Raw genomic sequence first — 20,655 nt, 5'->3', positions numbered from 1 at the left:
CCATGCGCGTGGTTATCGCCCCGGACAAGTTCAAGGGTTCGCTGTCTGCGCCGGAGGTCTGCAGGTTCCTCGAAAAGGGCCTGCAGCGCGGGGCCGGCGGGAACCTTGACGTGGTCCGGATTCCGGTGGCCGACGGCGGCGAGGGCACCCTCGACGCCGCCGTCGGCTCCGGCTTCACCCGCCGGAGCGCAACGGTCACCGGTCCAAGCGGGCAGCCCGTGGATGCGGACTTCGCCGTCCGCGGGCACGAAGCCGTCATCGAGATGGCCACGGCATCCGGGCTCGCGCTGATGCCGTGCGTCCGGAACGGCGGCAGGCCGGGCTCGGCTGACGCCACCACAGCCACCAGCCTGGGCACGGGCCAGCTCATCAGGGCAGCCCTGGACGCCGGCTGCCGGCGGATCGTCCTGGGCGTGGGCGGCAGCGCCAACACCGACGGCGGCGCGGGGCTCCTGCAGGGGCTTGGTGCCAGGTTCCTGGACAGCAGGAACAACGAACTTCCACCGGGCGGGGCTGCGCTGGCAAACCTGCACAGCATCGACTTCACCGATTTCGAGCCCCGGCTGGTGGACACCCGCTTTGTGCTGGCATCCGACGTCGACAACCCGCTGCTGGGCGCCCAGGGCGCCCCGGCGGTTTTCGGCCCGCAAAAGGGAGCCACACAACAGGACGTCGGCATGCTCGACGCCGCCCTGGCCAGGTTTGTCGAAGTCCTGGCCAGGGAAATCGGATTCCGCGCCGTCAAGGCTGCCGAGGCTCCCGGAGCCGGGGCAGCCGGCGGCGTGGGCTACGCCGCCATCGCCGTCCTGGCCGCCACGCGGCGGCCTGGGATCGACGTCGTCCTTGAATTCACGGAACTGGAGCAGCGGCTGGCCGGCGCCGACCTGGTGATCACCGGCGAAGGCAGCCTGGATGAGCAAAGCCTGCTGGGCAAGACCCCCATGGGTGTTGCCCGGGCTGCTGCGGCGCAGGGCGTTCCGGTCATCGCCGTCTGCGGCCGGACCACACTGGACCAGGGCCAGGCAGCGGCCGCAGGATTCGAGGATGTTTACGCTTTGACGGCGCTCGAAACCGATGTAAACAGGTGCATAGCAGAGGCAGGGCCGCTGCTGGAGCAGCTGGGCACCCAAATCAGTGCGGGGCTGGCAGCCAACAGGCCTGCCGCCGCAAGTACCAAGGAGGACCTCCGTGTCTGAAGAACGTTTCGACCTCGTCATCCGGGGCCGGCGCATCCTGACCACCGCCGGCATCGCGCCACGCGAGGTGGGCGTCCGCAACGGCAAGATCGTGGCCCTCGAACCGCTCGGCAACGGCCTGGCCGGCGCCGAGATCATCGACCTCGCCGACGATGAGACGCTGCTCCCGGGCCTGGTGGACACCCACGTCCACGTCAACGAGCCCGGCCGCACCGAGTGGGAGGGCTTCGCCTCTGCCACCCGGGCCGCGGCAGCGGGCGGCGTGACCACCATCATCGACATGCCCCTGAACTCCGTTCCGCCCACCACCACGGTGGAAAACCTCAAGCTCAAGCGGGAGGTGGCCGAAGACCAGGCGTTCATCGACGTCGGGTTCTGGGGCGGTGCCATCCCCGGCAACAAGGCCGACCTCCGCCCCCTGCATGATGAGGGCGTCTTCGGCTTCAAGTGCTTCCTCCTGCACTCCGGCGTGGACGAGTTCCCGCACCTGGACGCGGACGAGATGGAGGAGGACATGGCCGAGCTCAAGTCCTTCGACTCCCTCCTGATCGTCCACGCCGAGGACTCGCACGCGATTGACCGCGCCCCGCACCCCGGCGGCGACCACTACTCCACGTTCCTTGCCTCCCGCCCCCGTGGCGCCGAGAACAAGGCCATCGCCGAGGTCATCGAACGGGCCCGCTGGACCGGTGCGCGTGCGCACATCCTGCACCTGTCGTCGTCGGACGCGCTGCCCATGATCGCCAGCGCAAAGCGCGACGGCGTCAAGCTCACCGTGGAGACGTGCCCGCACTACCTGACCCTGATGGCGGAGGAGATCCCGGACGGTGCCACCGCCTACAAGTGCTGCCCACCCATCCGGGAGGCCTCCAACCGGGAGCTGCTGTGGCAGGGCCTCCTGGACGGCACCATCGACTACATCGTCTCGGACCACTCCCCCTCCACGCTGGACCTGAAGGATCTGGAAAACGGGGACTTCGCCGTGGCCTGGGGCGGCGTCTCCTCGCTGCAGCTGGGCCTGTCCCTGATCTGGACCGAGGCTCGGCACCGCGGCATCCCGCTGGAACAGGTGGTGTCCTGGATGGCGGAGAAGCCCGCCGGACTGGCCCGCCTCACCAACAAGGGCCAGCTGGCGCTGGGCTACGACGCCGACTTCGCCGTCTTTGCGCCCGACGAGGCCTTCGTGGTGGACGTGTCCAAGCTCAAGCACAAGAACCCCATCACCCCGTACGACGGCAAAGCCCTGTCCGGCGTGGTGCGCAAGACCTTCCTCCGCGGCGCCGTAGTGGACGGCCAGACCCCCACGGGCAGGCTGATCCGCCGCGGCGGCGTCTAGGGAGACGCCATGGCAGTGGAAGCGCACTATCCGGGGGCGGGGGCGCGGCCGGGATTTCCTTCACGCAAGGCCGCCGCCCGCGGTCTCGCGGTGTGGGTGGTTCCGGCCGAAGGAACCAGCCCGGAACTCCTGCGCCACGCCGCCCAAATGGTCCTGGCAAGGGCCCTCGAAACTGCTCCGGAGGCGGAAGTCCATTGGCCTGCCGCCGGAGCCCCCACGTCCGCCGCGGAAGGAGCCGCAGCCGACTCCTCTCCGGCTCCCTCCGCGGCGGAGAACCCCGGCGCAACTGATGACGACGGCGGCACCCGCCTGCCGCCGTCGGCCGGCCCCGTCAGCCGGGTCGCCGTGGACCTCGCCGCCGACACCGTCCTGCTGGACGGCAGGCCCGTGGCCCTGACCGGCGTCGAATACAAAGTGCTGCGCTACCTGGTGACCCACCTGTCACGGACGGTGGGCCGCGAGGAACTGCAGGAGTTCCTGGAGTCCCTCGATTTCCCCGGCGCCACGGCACGCTCCATCGACGTTTACGTGGGCAGGATCCGCAAGAAACTGGGCAACGCCCGCCATGCCGTGGCAACTGTCCGCGGCGGCGGGTACCAGTTTGTGCCGGGTCCGCACGCTGCAGTTCGTGGACCGGCGGAATACTGCATATGACGCGCTGGTTTGTATCAGTAAGCGGCAACCCGCTTCACTTGATGTTTGGCCATCACTGACCGAGTCTTACAAAGGAACGCCATGAGCCCCACCCTGACCACCAAGCTTCAGCCCGGCACCCCGGCTCCTGAATTCACCCTCCGGGACGCCCAGGGCCGGGAGACCTCCTTGGCCGATTACCGTGGCAAGAACGTCATTGTCTACTTCTACCCGAAGGCCGCCACCCCCGGCTGCACCACCGAGGCCTGCGACTTCCGCGACAGCCTTGCCTCCCTCCAGGGCAAGGGCTACGAAGTCATCGGGGTTTCCCCGGATGCCCAGGAAGCCCTGGCCGGCTTCAGCGGCGACTTCTCCCTGACCTTCCCCCTGCTCTCGGACCCCGACCATGCCGTTGCCCTGGCCTATGGCGCCTGGGGCGAGAAGCTGGTCAAGGGCGAAATCCACGAAGGCATTGTCCGCTCCACCGTTGTGGTGGACCCCGAAGGCAAAGTCACCCTGGCCCAGTACCAGGTGCAGGCCGACGGCCACGTCGCCCGCCTCAAGGAGGCCCTGGGCGTCTAGGACGATCCATCACCTGCTGCGGGTTTTCCCGGACGCTTCCGCACGTGCTGCGGGAGCGTCCGGGCGTTTAACCACCTGCCTTCGCTTCCGCCGCCACGTGGGCATACGAAGCCGAAACCCGGCGGTAAACGGGAGTCAGGAAGGCCAGCAGGGCGGCCGCGATCATGATGATGCCGGCCACCAGGAAAACCAGGGCGATTCCGCGGGAGGTGCCCCCGCCAAGCAGCGGGTCCAGTCGGGCTGCACCTTCCGCTGACCGTGCGTACGGGATGATCCAGAACTGGGCAATGGGCGCGATGACGAACGCGGTGACCGGTGCGGCAGCGGACTCGAATGCCATGGCGAAGCCAAAAACGCGCCCCTGCCGCTCCAACGGCACCACCCGTTGGATGACGGTCTGCTCGGCCGCCTCCACGAACGGGACCAGCACCAGGTACAGCCAGATCCCAAGGATGTAGAGCCACGCCCACTCCCGCAGCGTGAAGACCGCACCCAGCACTCCCATGGCCGCCACCGCAACCAGCAGGGTGCGCAGGGGGTTGGCGCCGAGCCCGAACTTGCCGATCAAGGCGCCGCCGATGATGAACCCGGTGGATCCGACCGCAAAGACAGCACCCCACATCTGCACTGAGAACATTTCCAGCCCGTACGGATCCATCAGCGCCATGTACACGCCGCCGATGAAGTTGTTGAACGTGGAGAACAGGATCAGCGCGAACAGCCCCGAAATGGCCAGCACTGCCGCGATCGAGCCCCTCAGGTCGAACCCGCCGCGGGCGTCTGTTGCCGCGGGCCGCACCTCCTCGGGCATCCGCAGGGTCAGCAGGTGGGCGAAGGCCAGCGCCGTGAGCACCAGCGCGACGGCGATGGTCCAGCCCATGCCCAGCAGACCGACGGACAATCCGGACAGCAGGGAGGTGACAATGAACATCAGCCCCTGCACCATCCCCACCAGCCCGTTGGCATTGGCACGGCGCTCCGGTTCGATCAGGATGGTGACGGTGGTGGACAGGGCAATGTTCCGCAGGTTCTCCACCACGGCGCCGACCAGGATGACCAGAGTGAAGATCCAGAACCATGCCTGCCCCAGGTCCAGCAGTGACGCGGCAGGCACCAGCAGGAACATCACCCCGGACAGCACGAACATGACCAGCGTGAAGCAGGCAGCGAAGCGCATCACGGCCAGCTTGCGGCAGCGGTCCACGAAGGTGCCGAAGCTGATGCTGGAGAGGGCAATCAGCAGCATGTACGCGCCGCCCACCACCCCGGTGGCAATCACGTTCCGCGTCTCCAGGTACAACCAAAAAGTCAGCGCGAACCACAAATAGCTGGTGGTGATGTTGGCCAGGGCTGTGTTCACCAGGATGCCGGTGAAGGTGCGGGAGCGCTCTGCCGGGCTCCGCAGGAAGGTGCCGGTGGAGTCGGAATCCGCAGCCGCCCTGCCCGGTTCCTGCTCGGTCATGCGTCCCAGTGTAGTGACGGCGCCCGCCTTTTGGTCCCCCCTGTTTCGCGCGTGGGTGTCAGGATAGTTCCATGGCGATCGAGGTTCGTCCGGCAACAATTTTCGAGGACGTGAAGATACTGGTGGGGCCCAAACGGCCGGATGCCACCGTCTGCTGGTGCCTGAGCTACCGCATCCCGTCCCGCCAGAACGTCTCCCTCCGTGGCGGGGAACGCGGGGAGCTGGTCCGCCAGTTGGTGGCCCAGGATCCCCCGCCCGGCATTGTGGCGTACGACGGCGGCGAACCCGTTGGGTGGGCAGCGGTCCATCCGCGGGCGGACACGGCCTTTGCCCGCAACAGGAAGATCCCGCATGTGGACAACCAGGACGTGTGGTCGGTGTGGTGCCTGCGCGTCCGTCCCGGCCACCGCGGCAAAGGCATCTCGCACGTTCTGCTGGCAGGCGCCGTGGAGATGGCCCGCTCCTATGGGGCCCCGGCCATCGAGGGTTATCCGGTGGACAACAACGGCCGCAAAGTGGACCTCACCATGGCCTACGTGGGCACCCGGAAGCTGTTCGAGGATACTGGCTTCACCAAGGCTGCGGACACCACCTCGGTGCTCAACGGCTTCCCCCGGGTGCTGATGCGGCTGCAACTGGAATAACTGCGCTACTTCCGGTGCCAGTACTTTCGCCAATCGACTTCCATGGCCCACAGCGCCAGCAGCATCGCGTCCATGGTCATGAGTCCAGCCATCAGGTACGACCAACCGACAAACAAACTCACAGCAATCTCCTGACTATCCCCAGCCAATCGATTGCTGCTAAGTGTGGCACCTAGAGCGCCGCTACGGAATGCCCTCCACCCGCAGTCTTGAAAAGGATTCCCAACCTGTGGTGCGCCTCGGTCTCGAGCTTGAGCCGGCGGGTCAGTTTCTCCACGTGCCGGGACATCTCCTCCCCTACGGGGAGCCGGTCTCCGGGCCAGCTGGAAACTTCCCGCGATTCGGCCAGCGCGTTCTCCAGTTCCCTGGCCGCTGCCCGCACTTTTCGTGAGTGGAAATAAAGGCGAAGCAATGCCTTGGCCTTGTCCGCTCCCCTCTTTTTGACTTGTTCCATGCCGCTTCCCCGCTCTCCGCAAACCATGCAGCCCGCCGCGTGGCCCGTCGTCGGGCTTTTCCGCCTGCACGCTGCTGCGTTCCTTTGAGTGTGACGTCCGTTCCTCAACGTCCCGGCAAGCAGATGCCAAGATTTCCGCAAGATCTGCTGAGGGGGCCGCATACAACGTTTCTGTCAGCGAAGTCACCGGAAACTGTGGAGCCTAAGACATGCCCCGTGCGCCTTAATACTGTAGAAGTAGAGCTATGGTCTCTCCCCCCGAAACCCGCCGTGCCGTGGTCATCGAAGACGACCCCGACATCCGCGGGCTCCTGGTCCGCGTCCTGGTGAAGCAGGGTTTCGACGTCACCCAGGCCGGGGCAGGGCTCCCGGGGGTGGAGGAAGTCCGCCGCACCAGGCCGGACCTGGTAACCCTGGACCTGAACCTGCCGGACCTTGACGGGCTGGAGGTCTGCAAGCTCCTTCGCGAGTTCTCGGACGCGTTCATCGTGATGCTCACCGCCCGTGCGGACGAACTCGACAAGCTGACCGGCCTGGACAACGGCGCCGACGAATACATCAGCAAGCCGTTCAGCCCCCGGGAACTGCAGTCCCGGATCAATGCACTGTTCCGGCGCCGGCCCTCAGCCGCGGCGGAGTCCGCTGCCCGGGGCGAGCTGGAACGCGCCACCGAAGTGCAGCAAAGCCTCCTGCCCAAGGAAGACATCCGGGTTGACGGTTACGACGTGGCGGGCCTCTTCCGCCCGTCCCAAAGCGTGGGCGGCGACTTCTACGATTGGTACCAGACGCCGGACGGGCTCCACCTCACTTTCGCCGATGCCATGGGCAAAGGCATGGGGGCGGCGCTGATCGCGGCAACAGTCCGCGCAGTAATGCGTTCCACGGGCCTGCGGCAGGACCTCGACGCCGGGTTCGGCGCCGCCAGCAAGGCGATCGCCGCCGACCTGGACTCCTCCAACTCATTTGTCACCCTGTTCCATGCCCGCCTGGACGCGGCATCAGGCAAGGTCAGCTATGTAGACGCCGGGCACGGCCTTGCGCTGCATGTCCAGCCGGCCGGACCGGCGGACCGCCTCCCCTCCGGCGGACCACCGGTTGGCGCCTGGCCCGGGACCCAGTGGCCGCAGGCGGGCCTGGAGCTGGCCCCGGGCGACTCGCTGGTTGTGGTCAGCGACGGGGTGCTGGATGTGTTCGGGTCAGTGGAGGACTTCACCGAGGCAGTGCAGCACGCAACGCAGTCCGCAGGTACGGCGCAGGAAGCCAGCAACTCCATCCTGGCCCTCGCCCCGGCAGAAACCGCCGAAGACGATGTCACCGTGGTTGTGGTCCGCCGCCTGCCCGTGGAGGTGCCGGCTTGATCCGCTTCTGGACCCGCGTGGTGGTTGTCCTGACCGTCCTGACCGGCCTGAACTACATCGCGTGGCGCTGGATGGCGTCCCTCAACTGGGACGCCTGGTGGATCGCCCTGCCGTTGGTGGTGGCCGAAACCTACAGCCTCATCGACGTCATGCTCTTCGGCATGACCGTGTGGAAACTGAGGATCCGCAAAGGCGCTCCCGCGCCGCCGCACGATGCAACCGTGGACGTCTTCATCACCACCTACAACGAAGACCTGGACATGGTCCTCACCACCGCACTGGCGGCCCAGAAGCTCCGGCACCCGCACAGCACGTGGATCCTGGACGACGGCGCCCGGCCCGAGCTCAAGGCCCTGGCCGAACAGCATGGCCTGGGCTACGTCACCCGCAGCGAGGACTGGACCAAGGACCTCCCCCGCCACGCCAAGGCCGGGAACCTGAACAACGCCCTCATGGTGACCCACGGCGAGTTCCTGCTGATCCTGGACGCGGACCAGATCCCGGAGCCGGACATCCTGGAAAAGACCCTTGGCTACTTCAACAACCGCCGGGTGGCCCTGGTCCAAACCCCCCAATACTTCAGCAATGTGCCGGCCGATGATCCGCTAGGCAGCCAGGCGCCCCTGTTTTACGGTCCCATCCAGCAGGGCAAGGACGGCTGGAACGCTGCCTTCTTCTGCGGCTCCAACGCCATCCTTCGCCGCGAGGCCCTGATGCAGCTGGGCCTGGTGGGCTACGTCAAGGAGACCGAGAAGAGTATCCGCCGTGCCCTGGCCGCATCCCGGGCAGCCATCAAGCAGGCCCGCAAGTCGGCGGACGTGGACTCTCCCCTGGTGGCCGAGGTTCTCGACGAGGTGGAGGCAGCCACCCGCGAGGCCCAGGAGGAAGTGGACGCCGGCAGGCCCCTCAGCGAGGTCACGTACCGCGTCCGCCGCCGCGTGGATGCCGCCGTCCAGACCCTGGTCCAGGCCGACGTCGCCGCCCTGCAGGCCGACCTCGAAGAGATCGCCGCCATGGAACTGGCCCACGTGGGCGAGTCCGGCGTCCCGGTGGTGGCGGACGACGCCGTCCAGCGCATGTCCGCCCGTGACTGGTCGCCGCTGGGCGCCCTGGAATCCGTCCAGGCCGTCCTGGACGCGCTGACCGTGGAGCGCAGCGACGAGGCCCAGCCGGTAATGCCGCTGGCCACCATCTCCGTCACCGAGGACATGGCCACCGCCATGCGCATGCACGCCATGGGCTGGGAGAGCGTCTACCACCACGAGATCCTGGCCTACGGCCTGGCGCCGGAGGACCTGAAGACCATGCTCACCCAGCGCCTCCGCTGGGCGCAGGGCACCATCCAGGTGCTGCTCCGCGAAAACCCGCTGGTCCAGAAGGGCCTCAAGCTCGGCCAGCGCCTGATGTACTTCGCCACCATGTGGACCTACCTCAGCGGGTTCGCCGCGGTCATCTACTTCGCGGCCCCCATCATCTACCTGCTGCTGGGCATCCTGCCGGTCAGCAGCCTGAGCTGGGACTTCTTCATCCGCTTCATCCCGTTCATGGTGGTCAACCAGCTGCTGTTCGCCGTGGCCGGCCGCGGAATCCCCACCTGGCGCGGGCAGCAGTACAGCCTGGCGCTGTTCCCCACCTGGATCAAGGCATGCACGACGGCGGCCCGTAACGTGTGGTTCGGCCGTCCCCTTGGGTTCGCGGTCACCCCCAAGGCGCGCCAAAGCGGCGGACCCAGCTGGAGCCTCATCCGGCCCCAGATCGTGGTGTCCATCCTGCTTGCCGTCGCCGCCGTCGTCGGAATCATCCGCCTTGCCGCCGGGCTGGCGGAACCGCTGGGCACCCTGGTCAATGTTGTCTGGGTGGTTTTCGACCTGGTGGTCATGAGCATCCTGGTCCGCGCCGTGCTCTACAAGGGGTACGAACCGGCCGCAGAACCTGCAAACAGAGAGGAACCCTGATGGAGTTCAGTTACGAGGTCAAAGATTCGTACGCGGAAGTCAAGGCGGACGGGCGGCTCAACATGGTCTCCGCGCCCAAGCTGCGCGAGTTCGTCACGGATGTCATTGCCGGCGGGTCCAACCGGATCGTGGTGAACCTGGAAAACACCGCCTTCATGGATTCCTCCGGGCTGGGCGCGCTGATCGGCTGCCTCAAGGCGGCCCGCCAGGCCGGCGGCGACCTGCGGATCGCGGCGGTGCAGCCCCAGGTGAACATGGTCCTGAAGCTCACCAGCATGGACAAGGTCCTTACGGCGTATGCCACAGCCGAAGAGGCGTTCGGCAATGACTGAGGTCCTGGCCTCGCGCAGCTTCCGGGGACCTGCTGCCGAGGACGCCATCGAAGCGGTCCACAACGACCTGGACAGCCTCTGGCTGGACGTTCCGTTCGTCAACGACATGGACCAGATGACGTTTACCACCGCAGTCATCGAGTCCGCCTCCAACATCGTCCAGCACGCAAGGCCGGCCGGGGACCGGGAGGTGGAACTGGGGGTGGAGACCACCGTGCAGCCCACGCTGCTGCAGGCCCGGGTGAGTGCCTACAACGCCAAGCCACCGTACGGCCCCATGGAGCCGGCCACGCCCGGCGACGACGCCGAGTCGGGCCGCGGCCTGGCGCTGATCGAGGCGCTGGTCACCACGGTGACCTTCGAGCGCCAGGGTGCCACCAACACCTGGGTCCTTTCCAGGACGTCCTCCCAGGATTAGGACTGCCCCTGCCGGAGCTGCGCGCCGCCGCTTGACACGGCCACGCGGCTGTTCTTGAATATTACGTATGCTGAAATAACAGTTCCATGATGCGGAAGCCTTGTTTGGGGAAATCCCCGAACAGGCGCCGGGTTCTCCGGCATCCGCATAGCCGTCACCATGGATGCCAGCATGACCATCGAGGAATACGCCAGCATGAAGCTTGCCGAATTCAACGCCGCCGGCTCCGCCGCGGCCCAGGCCACCCTCCGGCCCTGCATCGACGTCAGCCGCTGGGTGGAGGCGGTGGCAGCAGCCCGGCCGTTCGCCAGCCGGGACCAGCTGCTGGAGTTCGCCGCCCAGGCAGCCAACCCCTTCACTCCTGCGGAGGTTGACGCCGCCATGGCCCACCACCCCAGGATCGGGGAACGTCCGACGGCGGCCAGCACCGAGGCGTCCATGTCCCGTTCCGAGCAGGCCGGGGTGGATCCGGCCGATGCTGCGGCAGCAGAAGCCCTGGCCCGGGGGAACCGCGAGTACGAGGAGAAGTTCGGCCGCGTCTTCCTGATCCGGGCCGCCGGACGCACCGCTCCGGAAATCCTGCAGGCCCTGAACCAGCGGCTCGGCAATTCCCCGCAGGAGGAAGACACCATCGTGGCCCAGCAGCTGCGCGAAATCGCCGTACTGCGGCTTGAAGGACTGATCAGCGAATGAGCGTTTCCCACGTGACCACCCACATCCTCGACACCGGCGCCGGGCGCCCGGCGGCGGGGGTCGCCGTCGTCCTTTTGAAGAACGACGGCGGTACCTGGCGCGAGCTGGCCACCTCCAGCACGGACGCCGACGGCCGGGCGAAGGACCTGGGGCCTGAACAGCTGGAGCCCGGGCACTACAAGTTGAACTTCGCCACGGGCACGTACTACGCCGGCCTGCAGACCGCGACGTTCTTCCCTGAAGTGGACCTGGTCTTCGAAGTCACCGGCCCGGAGCATTACCACGTTCCTTTGCTCCTGAGCCCGTTCGCGTACTCCACCTACCGCGGCAGCTAGGCCGGCCTGGGGGCGCCCGGGTGTCAAGCGCGTTAACCCAATGTCACCGCCGTCACAGTTTCCGGCATAGGATCAGGAAGTATGGCTTCGAATAGAGACCCTGAATCCGATACCGATGCCGAAGGCGGCCAGTCCGGCGGCGTGCAGTCCGTGGAGCGCGCCCTGACCGTCCTGGAGATCCTCGCCCGGGAAGGGCACGCGGGCGTGAGCGAAATAGCCGAGGAAATGGGGATCCACAAGTCCACCGTCTCCCGGCTGATGGGATCGCTGGTGACCCGCGAGATGGTGCACCAGAACAGCGAGCGGGGCAAGTACCAGCTCGGTTTTGGAATCCTGCGCCTGGCCAGTTCCATCCCCGGGCGGCTCAGCCTGGTCCGCGAGGCACGGCCCGTCCTGGAAAGCCTGGCCGACGAATTCAAGGAAACCGTCAACCTCGCGGTCCTGCGCTCGAACTACGCGGTGAATGTGGACCAGGCCATGGGCCCGTCCACCCTGGCCACCTACGACTGGGTGGGGAGCCTCACCCCGCTGCACGCCACGTCCAGCGGCAAAGTCCTCCTGGCTGCCTTGGAGGCGGACGACCGGGACCGTATCCTCAAGGAGACGGGCCTTGCTGCCCGGACTGCCCGCACCATCACCAGCCGCAAGGAACTGGACGCACAGCTGCTCGAGGTAGCCGCCAAGGGGTACGCCGTGGTACGCGAGGAGTTCGAGATCGGCCTGAATGCCGTGGCGGTGCCGGTCTACAACCACCAGGGCACCGTGATTGGCGCCCTCAGCATCTCCGGCCCGGCCTTCCGGTTCGACCCCGAGAAGATTCCCGGCCTGCTCGAATCGCTCAAGGAAGCCGGGCTCCAGGTCAGCGCCAATATGGGGTACACGCGGAAATGACACAACAATGGCTCCGGGCAGTGCCCGGGGCCATTGTTGTGTCCCCAAACAGTTGGCCTGTCCTTTCGCCTATGCGGGAGCCACTGCCGGTGCACTAACCCCCGGCCGCTGGAGCGCAACAACAAGCGCATATGCAACTGCGCGGTCCGGCGACACAATGCGCCCCAAGAGGTTCATGCTGCCTGGCATCCTTGACTTTCAAAGTGACGTACAGCACTCTTGTTGCTTAGCGCGAACTCTGTTGATCTTTGCGGAACACCTCCCCATGGGGCTCAGGCCCTGCCACCGCTGGCGAACGGCCACGCGGCAATTCACCCCCGGATTGCTCTGCCCGATTCCCAGCACTAAACGCAAGCCCATGGACTAGCCAAAGGACCCGCTTTCATGGCCATTAATAGTGATCTAACCTCCGCCAAGCCAAAAGTGCCGCCTTCAGATGGCGCTCCCCCCGAGCCTCTGGACACCGACCAAGAGGAATCGACAGCGGCCCTTCCCGCCGTCAACGAACACAAGCAGATTCTGGCCGAACTTCGGCTTAGTAACAGGGAGCAGGCCGTCTCCCAGCGCCGCGACCGGAAGCTGACGCTGGACAAGGCCACGTTCGGCATCACCGGCGCCATTGCCCTTGCCTTCGTGGTGTGGGGATTTGCCGACAAGGACAGCCTGGCCACCACTTCCAAGGACGCCCTGGACTGGGTCATGGAATACACCGGCTGGCTCTTCATGGTCCTGGCGTCCCTGTTCGTCGTGTTTGTCCTGTGGCTGGCCATGGGCAAGTTCGGCAACATTCCGCTGGGCAAGGACGGCGAAAAACCCGAATTCCGCACGGTGTCATGGATCGCCATGATGTTCGCCGCCGGAATGGGCATCGGCCTGATGTTCTATGGGGTGGCCGAGCCGCTGTACCACTTCGTTTCTCCCCCGCCCGGAACGGTTGACGGGCGCACCCCGGCAGCCATCCAGACTGCCATGGCCACCTCGATTTTCCACTGGACCCTGCACCCCTGGGCCATGTATGCGGTGGTGGGCATTGCCATGGCCTATGGCACCTACCGGCTGGGACGCAGGCAATTGATCTCCGCCGCCTTCACCTCGTTGTTCGGCATCAGGACCGTTGAGGGGCCGGTGGGCAAGGTCATCAACATCCTGGCCATCTTCGCCACCCTCTTCGGTACCGCCGCGTCACTGGGTCTTGGGGCCCTGCAGATCGGCAGCGGCTTCACCTCGAACGGCTGGACAGGCGAGATCGGAACACCCGTGCTCGTGGCCATCGTGGCCATCCTGACAGCGTGCTTCATCGCCTCCGCCGTGTCCGGCATCAGCCGTGGAATCCAGTGGCTGTCCAACGTCAACATGGTCCTTGCAGTGGTCCTCGCCGCCATCGTCTTCGTGGCGGGCCCCACTCTTTTCATCCTCAACCTCATCCCCTCGGCGGTGGGCGACTATCTGCGCGACCTGGCCGAAATGTCCTCCCGCACCGAGGCCGTTGGCGACGAGGCGCTGCGGACCTGGATGTCCGGCTGGACCATCTTCTATTGGGCCTGGTGGATTTCCTGGACGCCCTTCGTGGGCATGTTCATCGCCCGGATCAGCCGCGGCCGGACCATCCGGCAGTTCGTCACCGGCGTACTGCTGGTCCCCAGCATTGTCAGTGTCATCTGGTTTGGCATCTTCGGCGGTACAGCCTTCCACATCCAGCAGGAAGCTGACAAAGCCGGCACGCCGGGCCTGATGACCGTCACCGACGGCAAGGCAACCATCGATTTTGACGGCGCCCTGTTCAACCTGGTGAAGAACCTCCCCTTGCCGGAGTGGATGATTGCGGCCGTGATTGTCCTGGCCATGGTCCTGGTGGCAATCTTCTTCATTACCGGCGCCGACTCCGCCTCCCTGATCATGGCGTCGCTGAGCTCCAACGGCAGCTCCGACCCCAAGCGTGCCCTGGTCATCTTCTGGGGCGCCCTCACCGGCGCCGTGGCCGCCGTCATGCTTTTGGCCGGCGGTGACCAGCCCTCCGAAGCGTTGTCGGGCCTGCAGCGGATCACCATCGTCGCGGCCCTGCCCTTCGTGATCGTCATGCTGTTGCTTTGTTTCGCCATCACCAAGGACCTGCGCAGGGACCCCCTTTCCCTGCGCCGCCGGCTGGCGGACTCTGTGGTGGAACGGGCTATCCGGGCGGGCGTGGAGCAACACCGGGGCGCGCAGTTCGACCTTGTGACAAAGCACGAGTGCGCAGAAGAGTGCGCCGATGGCCAGAGGTGCCCGGGCAACGGGCAGGATCTGGAGAAGGCAGCCACACGTTAGGTAAACACCCGAATTTGGCCCCGGCGCATCATGCGCCGGGGCCAAATCCTTTAATGGCACTGCGGCTAGGCCACCACCATGCAACCCTGCAGCTGGTAACCGGCCTCAGGCACCGGCTGCACTTGCCTGTCCGCGCACAAACGCCCCACGGTGGCCAGCACCTCACCGAAAACAGGGTCCGGCTGGAGGCGGCGGAGTTCTTCGGCGAGGCATTCGCTGAGGCTGCGGCGTGGGAGCGGGATCCGTTGGGCAGGTTGGCCGGGTTGGGTGAGTTCGGCGACGAAGCCTCCGGGGCGGAGAAGCTGAATCCGACCGTCGGCCAGCGTGAGGCTCACTCGGCCAAGGCCTGATCCTGCCGGTCCTGCAACCTTGTTCACAGGTACGTCCAGCGCGTCGTTGAGCCAGGCAGCCATCAGCAGCGGGCTGGGGGAATCCGGGGCGCCCTCCACTTCGGCGGCAAGCACCAAGGATGGGTCGACCTGATCCAGGGCTGCTGCGAGCTGGATCCGCCAGTTGGTCAGTCGGGTCCAGGCGAGGTCGGTGTCGCCGGCCTTGTAGGTGCGGTGGATCCGTTCCAGTGCGGCCTGGGGGTCGGGTTCGTTCGCGGAGTCGGTGATCCTGCGGTGCGCGATCGCGCCGATGGAGGTCTCGCACGCGTTCGCGGGGGCGCCGTGCGGCCACCAGGCCACGATTGGGGCGTCCGGAAGCAGCAGCGCGGCCACCAGGGACTCGGACTCGTGGGCCAGTTGGCCATAGCCGCGCAGCACGATCACTTCCGAGGCGCCGGCGTCCCCGCCCACCCGGATCTGCGCGTCGAGCCGGTCTTCGGCGTCTTCCCGGCGTCGGCAAGGACGATGATCCGGCAGGGGTGTTCCCGGCTGGCGTCGTTCGCGGCCTCGATCGCTTCTTCCTCGAGCCCGGACTTGGTCACGACCACCAGGGTCAGGACCCGGCCCAGCGCGATCACGCCGCCCTGCTCGCGCAGGGCCATGAGTTTCTTGGACACCTTCGAGGTGGTGGTGTCGGGCAGGTTAACGATCATGGCCTTCTCCAGGTTCGTCCGCCACGGAATGGGCTCGATGAGGGCATGGCACAGCGGCGGCCCCACCCCGGTCCAGGTGGAGACGCCGCCGTATGCCAGGGCCTAGTTGATGGCAGCCTGGAGTTCCTTGGCGGCCAGAGCCGGATCTGCGGCGCCGTAGATGGCGCCGCCGGCCACCGCCACGTCGGCTCCTGCGGCCTGGACGGCTGCGATGGTGCTGACGTTCACGCCGCCTGCCACGGAGAAGGGCACCTGCGATTCTTCGCCCGCGCGGAGCAGTCCAGTCAGGTCGAAGCCGGGCTTTGCCTGCTCGTCCAGGCCCGCGTGCATCTCGACGAACTTCGCACCCAGGGCGCGCACTTCCCTGGCCCGGGTGGCCTTGTCCGCAATGCCGATCAGGTCAACGACGACGCCCTTGCTGTGTGCCTTTGCGGCCTTGACGGCGCCCGCGATCGTGGAGTCATCGGCGGAGCCGAGCACGGTGACCAGGTCGGCGCCCGCCTTGAAGGCGATGTCGGCTTCAAGTTCGCCGGCGTCCATGGTCTTCATGTCGGCGAAAACCAGCTTGTCCGGGTGGGCGTCCTTGATGGCCGTAACGGCGGAGAGGCCCGCAGCCTTGATGAGGGGCGTGCCCAGTTCGATGATGTCCACGTATTCAGCGACCTTGCCGGCCAGCTCGAGGGCGTCCTCGACGGTGAGGAGGTCAATGGCTACCTGAAGTTTCATTGCTTCTTCTTTCTGTTGGGGTTTTGTCCAAAGGACTGGAAAGTCGGGAAAGGTCTATTCGAGGTTGGCGTGGCGCAGCCACAACTGCTCGGCGGGGACGTCGGCGTTGTCCCAGAGTGTTTGGAACACCGCCTCCGTTGCCACGAAGAGCACCTGTTCGAAGAGGCTCCCGGAGTACTGGCGGGAGACGCCCGAGCCGTGGTCGGTCTTTTGCTGGGCCGGGAGCAGCACGACGGCGTCAGCCAGTCCTGCGAGTGCCGAACCGGGGTTGGCAGTGAAGGCGACGATCCGGGCCCCCGCCTTGGCGGCGGTCTCGGCGGCCTTCACGATCCCCGACGTGCTGCCGGAGCCCGATGCGACGAGCAGAAGGTCACCCTTCCGGATGGCGGGGGTGGTGGTGTCCCCGGCCACGTGGACCACGAGGCCGAGGTGCATCAGCCGCATCGCTGCCATCCGCAGCACCAGGCCGCTGCGGCCTGCCCCGGCCACAAAGACGCGGTCGGCGTTCTCCAGCATCGAGACCGCCTGGCGCAGCCTGTCCGGGCTGATGCGGGCCGCGGTGTCTGCGATCTCCCTTAACACCAGGGAGATATTGCCCGTGATGGCCCCGCCGGTTGCTTCCACCGCGGGAGCGGTCAGAACGGTTGAGTCCATATCTCCTCCTTCATCGTGTACCTGGCATCCATCGTGCCGAAACGGGCGGGTAGGTGATACGCCAATTCGGGATGGTTTTAACCACCCGTTCGGGTAGTTCAGGACGGGATTCTTCGCGTAATCTGTCGAGATGATTGAGAGCACCCCGCCCGTTCGGCTGGTTACGGACTTCCCCGAAACCGCCCTTCCCTGGCCCCTGCTCCGCGCGGTGGCCCGGATCGCGGAGGCGCCCCTCTCCGCCATTGCCGAACGGCTGCACGAAGCTGTCCGCCCCTACACTGGCGGCGACGCCCTCGTGATCTTCACCGAGGAATGCACAGGACGCCCGCAGAAGAAGTCAGGCGACGGGGAGGTGGTGGCCCGGGTATCGATCAGCGAACTCCAGCAGCTGCGCGAGCAGGTGGCCGCTGAGGGGCCTTGGGCGGGAACGGCACAGATCGCAGGCAGGCAACGGCAGGCCTTCGCCCTGAGGTACGCTCCCAGCAACGCTTTGCTGGTCATTACCTATCCCGGGACGGCCGGGGGCCGGCAGCAGGCCGGGGACATGGAGAACCTGGACCTCGTGTCCTATCTCTGGGTAATGGCAGCACGCCGGATCCAGGAGAAGGTGAAGGATGCGCCGCCGTCCTACCTGCTGGAGTCACGGGCAGCATCCGCGGAACGGATCAGGGTCACGGGCGAGCTGGTGGACCTTCATTCCACAACCCTGGAAACCATCCTGGCGGCCGCACGGTCAGGCTCCCTGGATGACGCAACGGCACGGGCCACCGTCAGTGACGCCGCGGCCAAGGCGCTGGTGGAACTGCGCACGCACAATGACCAGACGGCAGAACTGGTGAAGGAACCGGTGGCCACCGCCTTCGAACGGCTTCGCGAGGATCTGCGTCCGCTGACCCGGTTCAGTGGGATCGACGTGCAATTCATCGAACCCCCCTTGAATGGCCGGGCGCTGCCCGGCGAGATAGCCATCGCGGCGCGGGCCATAGTGCGCGGGCTGCTGTTGGCCATGATGGAGCAACCGGAAGTCCGCAGGGTGCGGACCCAGTGGGACTGCGACGGCGAAAACCTGCTGATCAATGTCCGGGACGACGGACGGGGCGGACTCTCGGCTGACGCCCCGAACATGGAACGGCTGCAGCGCAGGGTCCAGGCACTGGACGGCCGCATGGAAGTCGATCTCATGCCGGGGTGGGGCGCGGACATTTCCGTCACGCTGCCCCTGGACCCGCCTGCTTCTCCGGCAGACGTCTCGGGCTGGAACCTCGCGGCCCGGGAACTCGAGGTCCTCCAACTGCTGGCTGCGGGCCAACGCAACCGAAGCATAGCCGCCGCGCTCAACATCAGCGAGAACACGGTCAAGTTCCACGTGCGGAACCTGTTCAGGAAGCTGGGCGTGGCTTCGCGGACCGAAGCCATTGCGCTGGCCCACAGCCACGGACTGCGTTAGGACCTGCAGCGTCGAGGGCTAAGAACAGTCACACCCAGATCTGGTAGCCCGATTGCTTGTCGAAGATGCGCCGCGTGCTGATGCCCTCGGCGGCTATCCAGAGCACCGATCCATCCTCCGCAGCCTGGTCCACCACCCCACTGGCCACGCACTCCCCCAGTAGCCACACCTCGACATTGCGGCCAGGCAGGCGCGCCCAGTCAGTCCGGAGGCCAAGGGCCTTTTTCGACGTGCCGCCGCCCTGGCCACGTTGTTGAAGGTCAAGGCCGGTGGCTCTCCGCGGGGCTTCAAGGGTTGCCTGGGAATTCACTGGTCGCTCCGTTCGCCGGCGCCATCGCCGCTCATGGGAATCCAACTCTGATATTTGATTGATATATCAATCTGGATTCACAGCATGGTGCAGGTCACACCCGATGTCAACAGACGCGCAGACCGGCCGGGACTAAGCCTTGAAGAGGGCCTCCCGGACCGCATGCTCGAATCCACTCACGTGGGCCTTGGCAAGCTCGGAGGCCCGCTCCTCATCCCCGTCAATGACGGCGCGGAGCAGATCGAGGTGTTCGCGCACGTGGTGGGACAGGTCCGGCAGGCGGTCGATGACCATGCACCAGATCCGCGTTGCCAGGTTGTCATAGCGGATCAGGATGTCCTCCAGGTGAGGGTTGGCAGCGGCGGCGTAAATGCCCTGGTGCACCCGGGCATCCAGCTGCAGCGTCTCGGTTACGGTTGCTGCGGCAACATCGAATGCCTCGACCTTCTCGAGCGTGGCACGCAGCCCGTCCCGAACCGCCGGGGATGCCACCCGGGCAGCACGTGCGGCAGCAAGGGGCTCGAGCTGGGCCCGGATTTCCGAGATGAAGGAAAGGTCGGTCACGTCCACCCTGGTGGCGAAGGTACCCCGCCGGGGATAGGTCTTCACCAGCCGGTCCAGCTCCAGCCGCTTCAGCGCTTCGCGCACCGGAGTCCGCCCCACGCCCAGGTTCTTGGCAAGGAGCTCGTCATTCAGCAGCTCGCCGGGCTTGATTTCAAGGGTCAGCAACCAGTCGCGGATGCTCTCGTACGCGACGTCTGCCAGCGACTTCCTGCCGGCGTCGTCCGCCACCGCCAAAGCTTCGAATGCCATGCTGAGCCCCTTCTTCCCAACCAGAAAAAAACTATTGACCTCGCCTCGAGACCAGTATACGCTGACACCCAATCTAATATATCAGTCCGCAGCTTTTGAATATATCTAGAAGGAGGAGGGACATGACCCTCATTGAAACAGCTTCAGCAACCGCTACCCTGCCGGCGCTCAAGGAAGAGCAGGCGCAGAAGTTCGTGCTGACCTTGTCCTGCCGCGAGCAGGCAGGGATTGTGCAGGCCGTGACCACGTTCCTCTTCGAGCGTGGCTTCAACATCGAGGAACACCAGCAGTTCGATGACAGCCTGCGTGAGACCCTGCACCTGCGCACAGCGTTCTCCGGCTCCCCCAACTACACGCCGGCGATGCTCGAGGAAGAATTTGCGTCCATTGCAGGCCGGTTCGACATGAGTTTCAGCTTCCACGACAAGACCCAGCCGCGCGTTCTGGTGATGGTGTCCAAGTTCGGGCACTGCCTGAATGACCTGATCTTCCGCTGGCGCGGCGGCAGCCTTGGCGGCGAACTGGTAGCGGTCGTTTCCAACCACGAGACCCACCGTGCAATGGCGGAAGCCGCAGGGCTCCCCTTCATCTACGTCCCCGTCACACCGGACACGAAGGCCGACGCCGAACGCAGGCTGCTGGAGCTGGTGGAGGAGTACGAGGCCGACCTCGTGGTCCTGGCCCGTTACATGCAGGTGCTCTCCGACGATCTCTGCCGGGCGCTGGAGGGCCGGGCCATCAACATCCACCACTCCTTCCTCCCTGGCTTCAAGGGCGCACGCCCCTACCACCAGGCCTACGACCGCGGAGTCAAGCTGGTGGGCGCCACCGCCCACTACGTCACGGCGGACCTGGATGAGGGTCCCATCATCGAGCAGGAAGTCATCCGCGTGGACCACAGCTACGGCCCGGCGCAGCTGTCCACCGTGGGCCAGGACGCCGAGGCACTGGCCCTCTCCCGCGCCGTCCGCTGGCACTGCCAGCACCGCGTGCTGCTGGACCAGACCAGCACCGTGGTGTTCCGGTAAGCAGCCCTCGTCCGCAGACCCAACCCGTAAAGCAGCAGGAGA

The 20,655-nt window shown here is 66.1% G+C and carries 21 protein-coding genes and 1 pseudogene; 15 read left to right on the top strand and 7 right to left on the bottom strand.

Going from position 1 to position 20,655, the window contains the following annotated elements; translation table 11 throughout:
* Window positions 1-2: 2 nt before the first annotated feature.
* The 4 genes from FB478_RS08425 (at window position 3) to bcp (ending at window position 3,747) form a co-directional block, all read left to right on the top strand.
* Window positions 3-1,196 (top strand): glycerate kinase, encoded by a 1,194-nt coding sequence (locus tag FB478_RS08425; protein WP_144600179.1) that lies wholly within the window; start codon window positions 3-5, stop codon window positions 1,194-1,196.
* Window positions 1,189-2,532: an allantoinase AllB gene (allB, locus tag FB478_RS08420; protein WP_144600178.1), complete on the top strand. Its 1,344-nt coding sequence runs from the start codon at window positions 1,189-1,191 to the stop codon at window positions 2,530-2,532. Before FB478_RS08425 ends, allB begins: the two co-directional genes overlap by 8 nt.
* A gap of 9 nt (window positions 2,533-2,541) precedes the next feature.
* Window positions 2,542-3,186 carry a winged helix-turn-helix domain-containing protein gene (locus FB478_RS08415; protein WP_018771758.1) on the top strand — a complete coding sequence of 215 codons (645 nt, stop codon included), beginning with the start codon at window positions 2,542-2,544 and terminating at the stop codon, window positions 3,184-3,186.
* Window positions 3,187-3,267: 81 nt separating this feature from the next.
* Window positions 3,268-3,747, top strand: a complete 480-nt coding sequence (bcp, locus tag FB478_RS08410) for a thioredoxin-dependent thiol peroxidase (protein ID WP_018771759.1) — start codon at window positions 3,268-3,270, stop codon at window positions 3,745-3,747.
* Window positions 3,748-3,814: 67 nt separating this feature from the next.
* On the opposite strand, the gene FB478_RS08405 is transcribed toward bcp, so the two are convergent.
* A complete protein-coding gene (locus FB478_RS08405) occupies window positions 3,815-5,209 on the bottom strand; it encodes an MFS transporter (RefSeq protein WP_134165092.1) in 1,395 nt (464 codons plus the stop codon).
* Between the two features lie 71 nt (window positions 5,210-5,280).
* Here FB478_RS08405 and FB478_RS08400 point away from each other — a divergent pair, with 71 nt between their 5' ends.
* Complete coding sequence (locus tag FB478_RS08400; RefSeq protein ID WP_144600177.1) at window positions 5,281-5,853, top strand: GNAT family N-acetyltransferase; 573 nt, start codon at window positions 5,281-5,283, stop codon at window positions 5,851-5,853.
* Between the two features lie 172 nt (window positions 5,854-6,025).
* Here FB478_RS08400 and FB478_RS08395 read toward each other — a convergent pair whose 3' ends face one another.
* Window positions 6,026-6,307, bottom strand: coding sequence for a hypothetical protein (locus FB478_RS08395; protein ID WP_223992807.1), 282 nt, complete (start codon window positions 6,305-6,307; stop codon window positions 6,026-6,028).
* Window positions 6,308-6,552: 245 nt separating this feature from the next.
* Here FB478_RS08395 and FB478_RS08390 point away from each other — a divergent pair, with 245 nt between their 5' ends.
* The 8 genes from FB478_RS08390 to FB478_RS08355 all read left to right on the top strand — a co-directional run bounded on the left by FB478_RS08390 (window position 6,553) and on the right by FB478_RS08355 (window position 14,593).
* On the top strand, window positions 6,553-7,665 hold the full coding sequence (locus FB478_RS08390; protein WP_018771764.1) for a PP2C family protein-serine/threonine phosphatase: 1,113 nt from the start codon (window positions 6,553-6,555) through the stop codon (window positions 7,663-7,665).
* Window positions 7,662-9,620, top strand: coding sequence for a glycosyltransferase family 2 protein (locus FB478_RS08385; protein ID WP_144600176.1), 1,959 nt, complete (start codon window positions 7,662-7,664; stop codon window positions 9,618-9,620). Before FB478_RS08390 ends, FB478_RS08385 begins: the two co-directional genes overlap by 4 nt.
* On the top strand, window positions 9,620-9,952 hold the full coding sequence (locus tag FB478_RS08380) for an STAS domain-containing protein (RefSeq protein WP_018771766.1): 333 nt from the start codon (window positions 9,620-9,622) through the stop codon (window positions 9,950-9,952). The genes FB478_RS08385 and FB478_RS08380 overlap by 1 nt, the downstream gene beginning before the upstream one ends.
* Window positions 9,945-10,370: an ATP-binding protein gene (locus FB478_RS08375; protein WP_018771767.1), complete on the top strand. Its 426-nt coding sequence runs from the start codon at window positions 9,945-9,947 to the stop codon at window positions 10,368-10,370. The genes FB478_RS08380 and FB478_RS08375 overlap by 8 nt, the downstream gene beginning before the upstream one ends.
* Window positions 10,371-10,565: 195 nt before the next feature.
* On the top strand, window positions 10,566-11,063 hold the full coding sequence (gene uraD, locus FB478_RS08370) for a 2-oxo-4-hydroxy-4-carboxy-5-ureidoimidazoline decarboxylase (protein ID WP_056392068.1): 498 nt from the start codon (window positions 10,566-10,568) through the stop codon (window positions 11,061-11,063).
* Window positions 11,060-11,398 carry a hydroxyisourate hydrolase gene (gene uraH, locus FB478_RS08365; RefSeq protein ID WP_018771769.1) on the top strand — a complete coding sequence of 113 codons (339 nt, stop codon included), beginning with the start codon at window positions 11,060-11,062 and terminating at the stop codon, window positions 11,396-11,398. Before uraD ends, uraH begins: the two co-directional genes overlap by 4 nt.
* A gap of 81 nt (window positions 11,399-11,479) precedes the next feature.
* Window positions 11,480-12,289: an IclR family transcriptional regulator gene (locus tag FB478_RS08360; RefSeq protein ID WP_018771770.1), complete on the top strand. Its 810-nt coding sequence runs from the start codon at window positions 11,480-11,482 to the stop codon at window positions 12,287-12,289.
* 384 nt (window positions 12,290-12,673) lie between these two features.
* The gene (locus tag FB478_RS08355) at window positions 12,674-14,593 is read left to right on the top strand and encodes a BCCT family transporter (protein ID WP_043425550.1); all 1,920 of its coding nucleotides are present in this window, start codon (window positions 12,674-12,676) and stop codon (window positions 14,591-14,593) included.
* A gap of 65 nt (window positions 14,594-14,658) precedes the next feature.
* Here the strand turns inward: FB478_RS08355 and FB478_RS08350 are convergent.
* The 3 genes and pseudogenes from FB478_RS08350 to hxlB all read right to left on the bottom strand — a co-directional run bounded on the left by FB478_RS08350 (window position 14,659) and on the right by hxlB (window position 17,015).
* Window positions 14,659-15,635 (bottom strand): annotated as a pseudogene (locus FB478_RS08350) (glucose-6-phosphate dehydrogenase assembly protein OpcA).
* Window positions 15,636-15,737: 102 nt separating this feature from the next.
* Complete coding sequence (gene hxlA / locus FB478_RS08345) at window positions 15,738-16,361, bottom strand: 3-hexulose-6-phosphate synthase (RefSeq protein WP_144600175.1); 624 nt, start codon at window positions 16,359-16,361, stop codon at window positions 15,738-15,740.
* Window positions 16,362-16,415: 54 nt separating this feature from the next.
* Window positions 16,416-17,015, bottom strand: a complete 600-nt coding sequence (gene hxlB, locus FB478_RS08340; RefSeq protein WP_134165085.1) for a 6-phospho-3-hexuloisomerase — start codon at window positions 17,013-17,015, stop codon at window positions 16,416-16,418.
* A gap of 130 nt (window positions 17,016-17,145) precedes the next feature.
* Between hxlB and FB478_RS08335 the strand changes: the two genes are divergently transcribed.
* Window positions 17,146-18,462 (top strand): response regulator transcription factor family protein, encoded by a 1,317-nt coding sequence (locus FB478_RS08335; RefSeq protein WP_144600174.1) that lies wholly within the window; start codon window positions 17,146-17,148, stop codon window positions 18,460-18,462.
* A 28-nt stretch (window positions 18,463-18,490) separates the two neighbouring features.
* Here FB478_RS08335 and FB478_RS08330 read toward each other — a convergent pair whose 3' ends face one another.
* Both FB478_RS08330 and FB478_RS08325 read right to left on the bottom strand, forming a co-directional pair.
* On the bottom strand, window positions 18,491-18,772 hold the full coding sequence (locus FB478_RS08330; protein ID WP_144600173.1) for a hypothetical protein: 282 nt from the start codon (window positions 18,770-18,772) through the stop codon (window positions 18,491-18,493).
* Between the two features lie 132 nt (window positions 18,773-18,904).
* Window positions 18,905-19,585, bottom strand: coding sequence for a GntR family transcriptional regulator (locus tag FB478_RS08325; protein WP_018771777.1), 681 nt, complete (start codon window positions 19,583-19,585; stop codon window positions 18,905-18,907).
* Window positions 19,586-19,707: 122 nt separating this feature from the next.
* On the opposite strand from FB478_RS08325, the gene purU reads away from it, so the two are divergent.
* Window positions 19,708-20,613 carry a formyltetrahydrofolate deformylase gene (gene purU / locus FB478_RS08320; RefSeq protein WP_018771778.1) on the top strand — a complete coding sequence of 302 codons (906 nt, stop codon included), beginning with the start codon at window positions 19,708-19,710 and terminating at the stop codon, window positions 20,611-20,613.
* Window positions 20,614-20,655 lie beyond the last annotated feature (42 nt).

Source organism: Arthrobacter sp. AG367, assembly GCF_007828995.1.
Classification (GTDB): domain Bacteria; phylum Actinomycetota; class Actinomycetes; order Actinomycetales; family Micrococcaceae; genus Arthrobacter.
The sequence above is the reverse complement of the archived record's forward strand: the minus strand, read 5'-3'. Positions and strand labels throughout refer to the sequence as shown.

What these genes read in the sequence shown, in the direction of transcription:
- FB478_RS08395 (WP_223992807.1), bottom strand. Translation starts at nt 6,307, where the DNA reads ATGGAACAAGTCAAAAAGAGGGGAGCGGACAAGGCCAAGGCATTGCTT.
- hxlA (WP_144600175.1), bottom strand. Translation starts at nt 16,361, where the DNA reads ATGAAACTTCAGGTAGCCATTGACCTCCTCACCGTCGAGGACGCCCTC.
- FB478_RS08415 (WP_018771758.1), top strand. Translation starts at nt 2,542, where the DNA reads ATGGCAGTGGAAGCGCACTATCCGGGGGCGGGGGCGCGGCCGGGATTT.
- hxlB (WP_134165085.1), bottom strand. Translation starts at nt 17,015, where the DNA reads ATGGACTCAACCGTTCTGACCGCTCCCGCGGTGGAAGCAACCGGCGGG.
- FB478_RS08425 (WP_144600179.1), top strand. Translation starts at nt 3, where the DNA reads ATGCGCGTGGTTATCGCCCCGGACAAGTTCAAGGGTTCGCTGTCTGCG.
- FB478_RS08325 (WP_018771777.1), bottom strand. Translation starts at nt 19,585, where the DNA reads ATGGCATTCGAAGCTTTGGCGGTGGCGGACGACGCCGGCAGGAAGTCG.
- FB478_RS08405 (WP_134165092.1), bottom strand. Translation starts at nt 5,209, where the DNA reads ATGACCGAGCAGGAACCGGGCAGGGCGGCTGCGGATTCCGACTCCACC.
- FB478_RS08400 (WP_144600177.1), top strand. Translation starts at nt 5,281, where the DNA reads ATGGCGATCGAGGTTCGTCCGGCAACAATTTTCGAGGACGTGAAGATA.
- uraH (WP_018771769.1), top strand. Translation starts at nt 11,060, where the DNA reads ATGAGCGTTTCCCACGTGACCACCCACATCCTCGACACCGGCGCCGGG.
- bcp (WP_018771759.1), top strand. Translation starts at nt 3,268, where the DNA reads ATGAGCCCCACCCTGACCACCAAGCTTCAGCCCGGCACCCCGGCTCCT.
- FB478_RS08335 (WP_144600174.1), top strand. Translation starts at nt 17,146, where the DNA reads ATGATTGAGAGCACCCCGCCCGTTCGGCTGGTTACGGACTTCCCCGAA.
- uraD (WP_056392068.1), top strand. Translation starts at nt 10,566, where the DNA reads ATGAAGCTTGCCGAATTCAACGCCGCCGGCTCCGCCGCGGCCCAGGCC.
- FB478_RS08360 (WP_018771770.1), top strand. Translation starts at nt 11,480, where the DNA reads ATGGCTTCGAATAGAGACCCTGAATCCGATACCGATGCCGAAGGCGGC.
- FB478_RS08380 (WP_018771766.1), top strand. Translation starts at nt 9,620, where the DNA reads ATGGAGTTCAGTTACGAGGTCAAAGATTCGTACGCGGAAGTCAAGGCG.
- purU (WP_018771778.1), top strand. Translation starts at nt 19,708, where the DNA reads ATGACCCTCATTGAAACAGCTTCAGCAACCGCTACCCTGCCGGCGCTC.
- FB478_RS08375 (WP_018771767.1), top strand. Translation starts at nt 9,945, where the DNA reads ATGACTGAGGTCCTGGCCTCGCGCAGCTTCCGGGGACCTGCTGCCGAG.
- FB478_RS08390 (WP_018771764.1), top strand. Translation starts at nt 6,553, where the DNA reads ATGGTCTCTCCCCCCGAAACCCGCCGTGCCGTGGTCATCGAAGACGAC.
- FB478_RS08355 (WP_043425550.1), top strand. Translation starts at nt 12,674, where the DNA reads ATGGCCATTAATAGTGATCTAACCTCCGCCAAGCCAAAAGTGCCGCCT.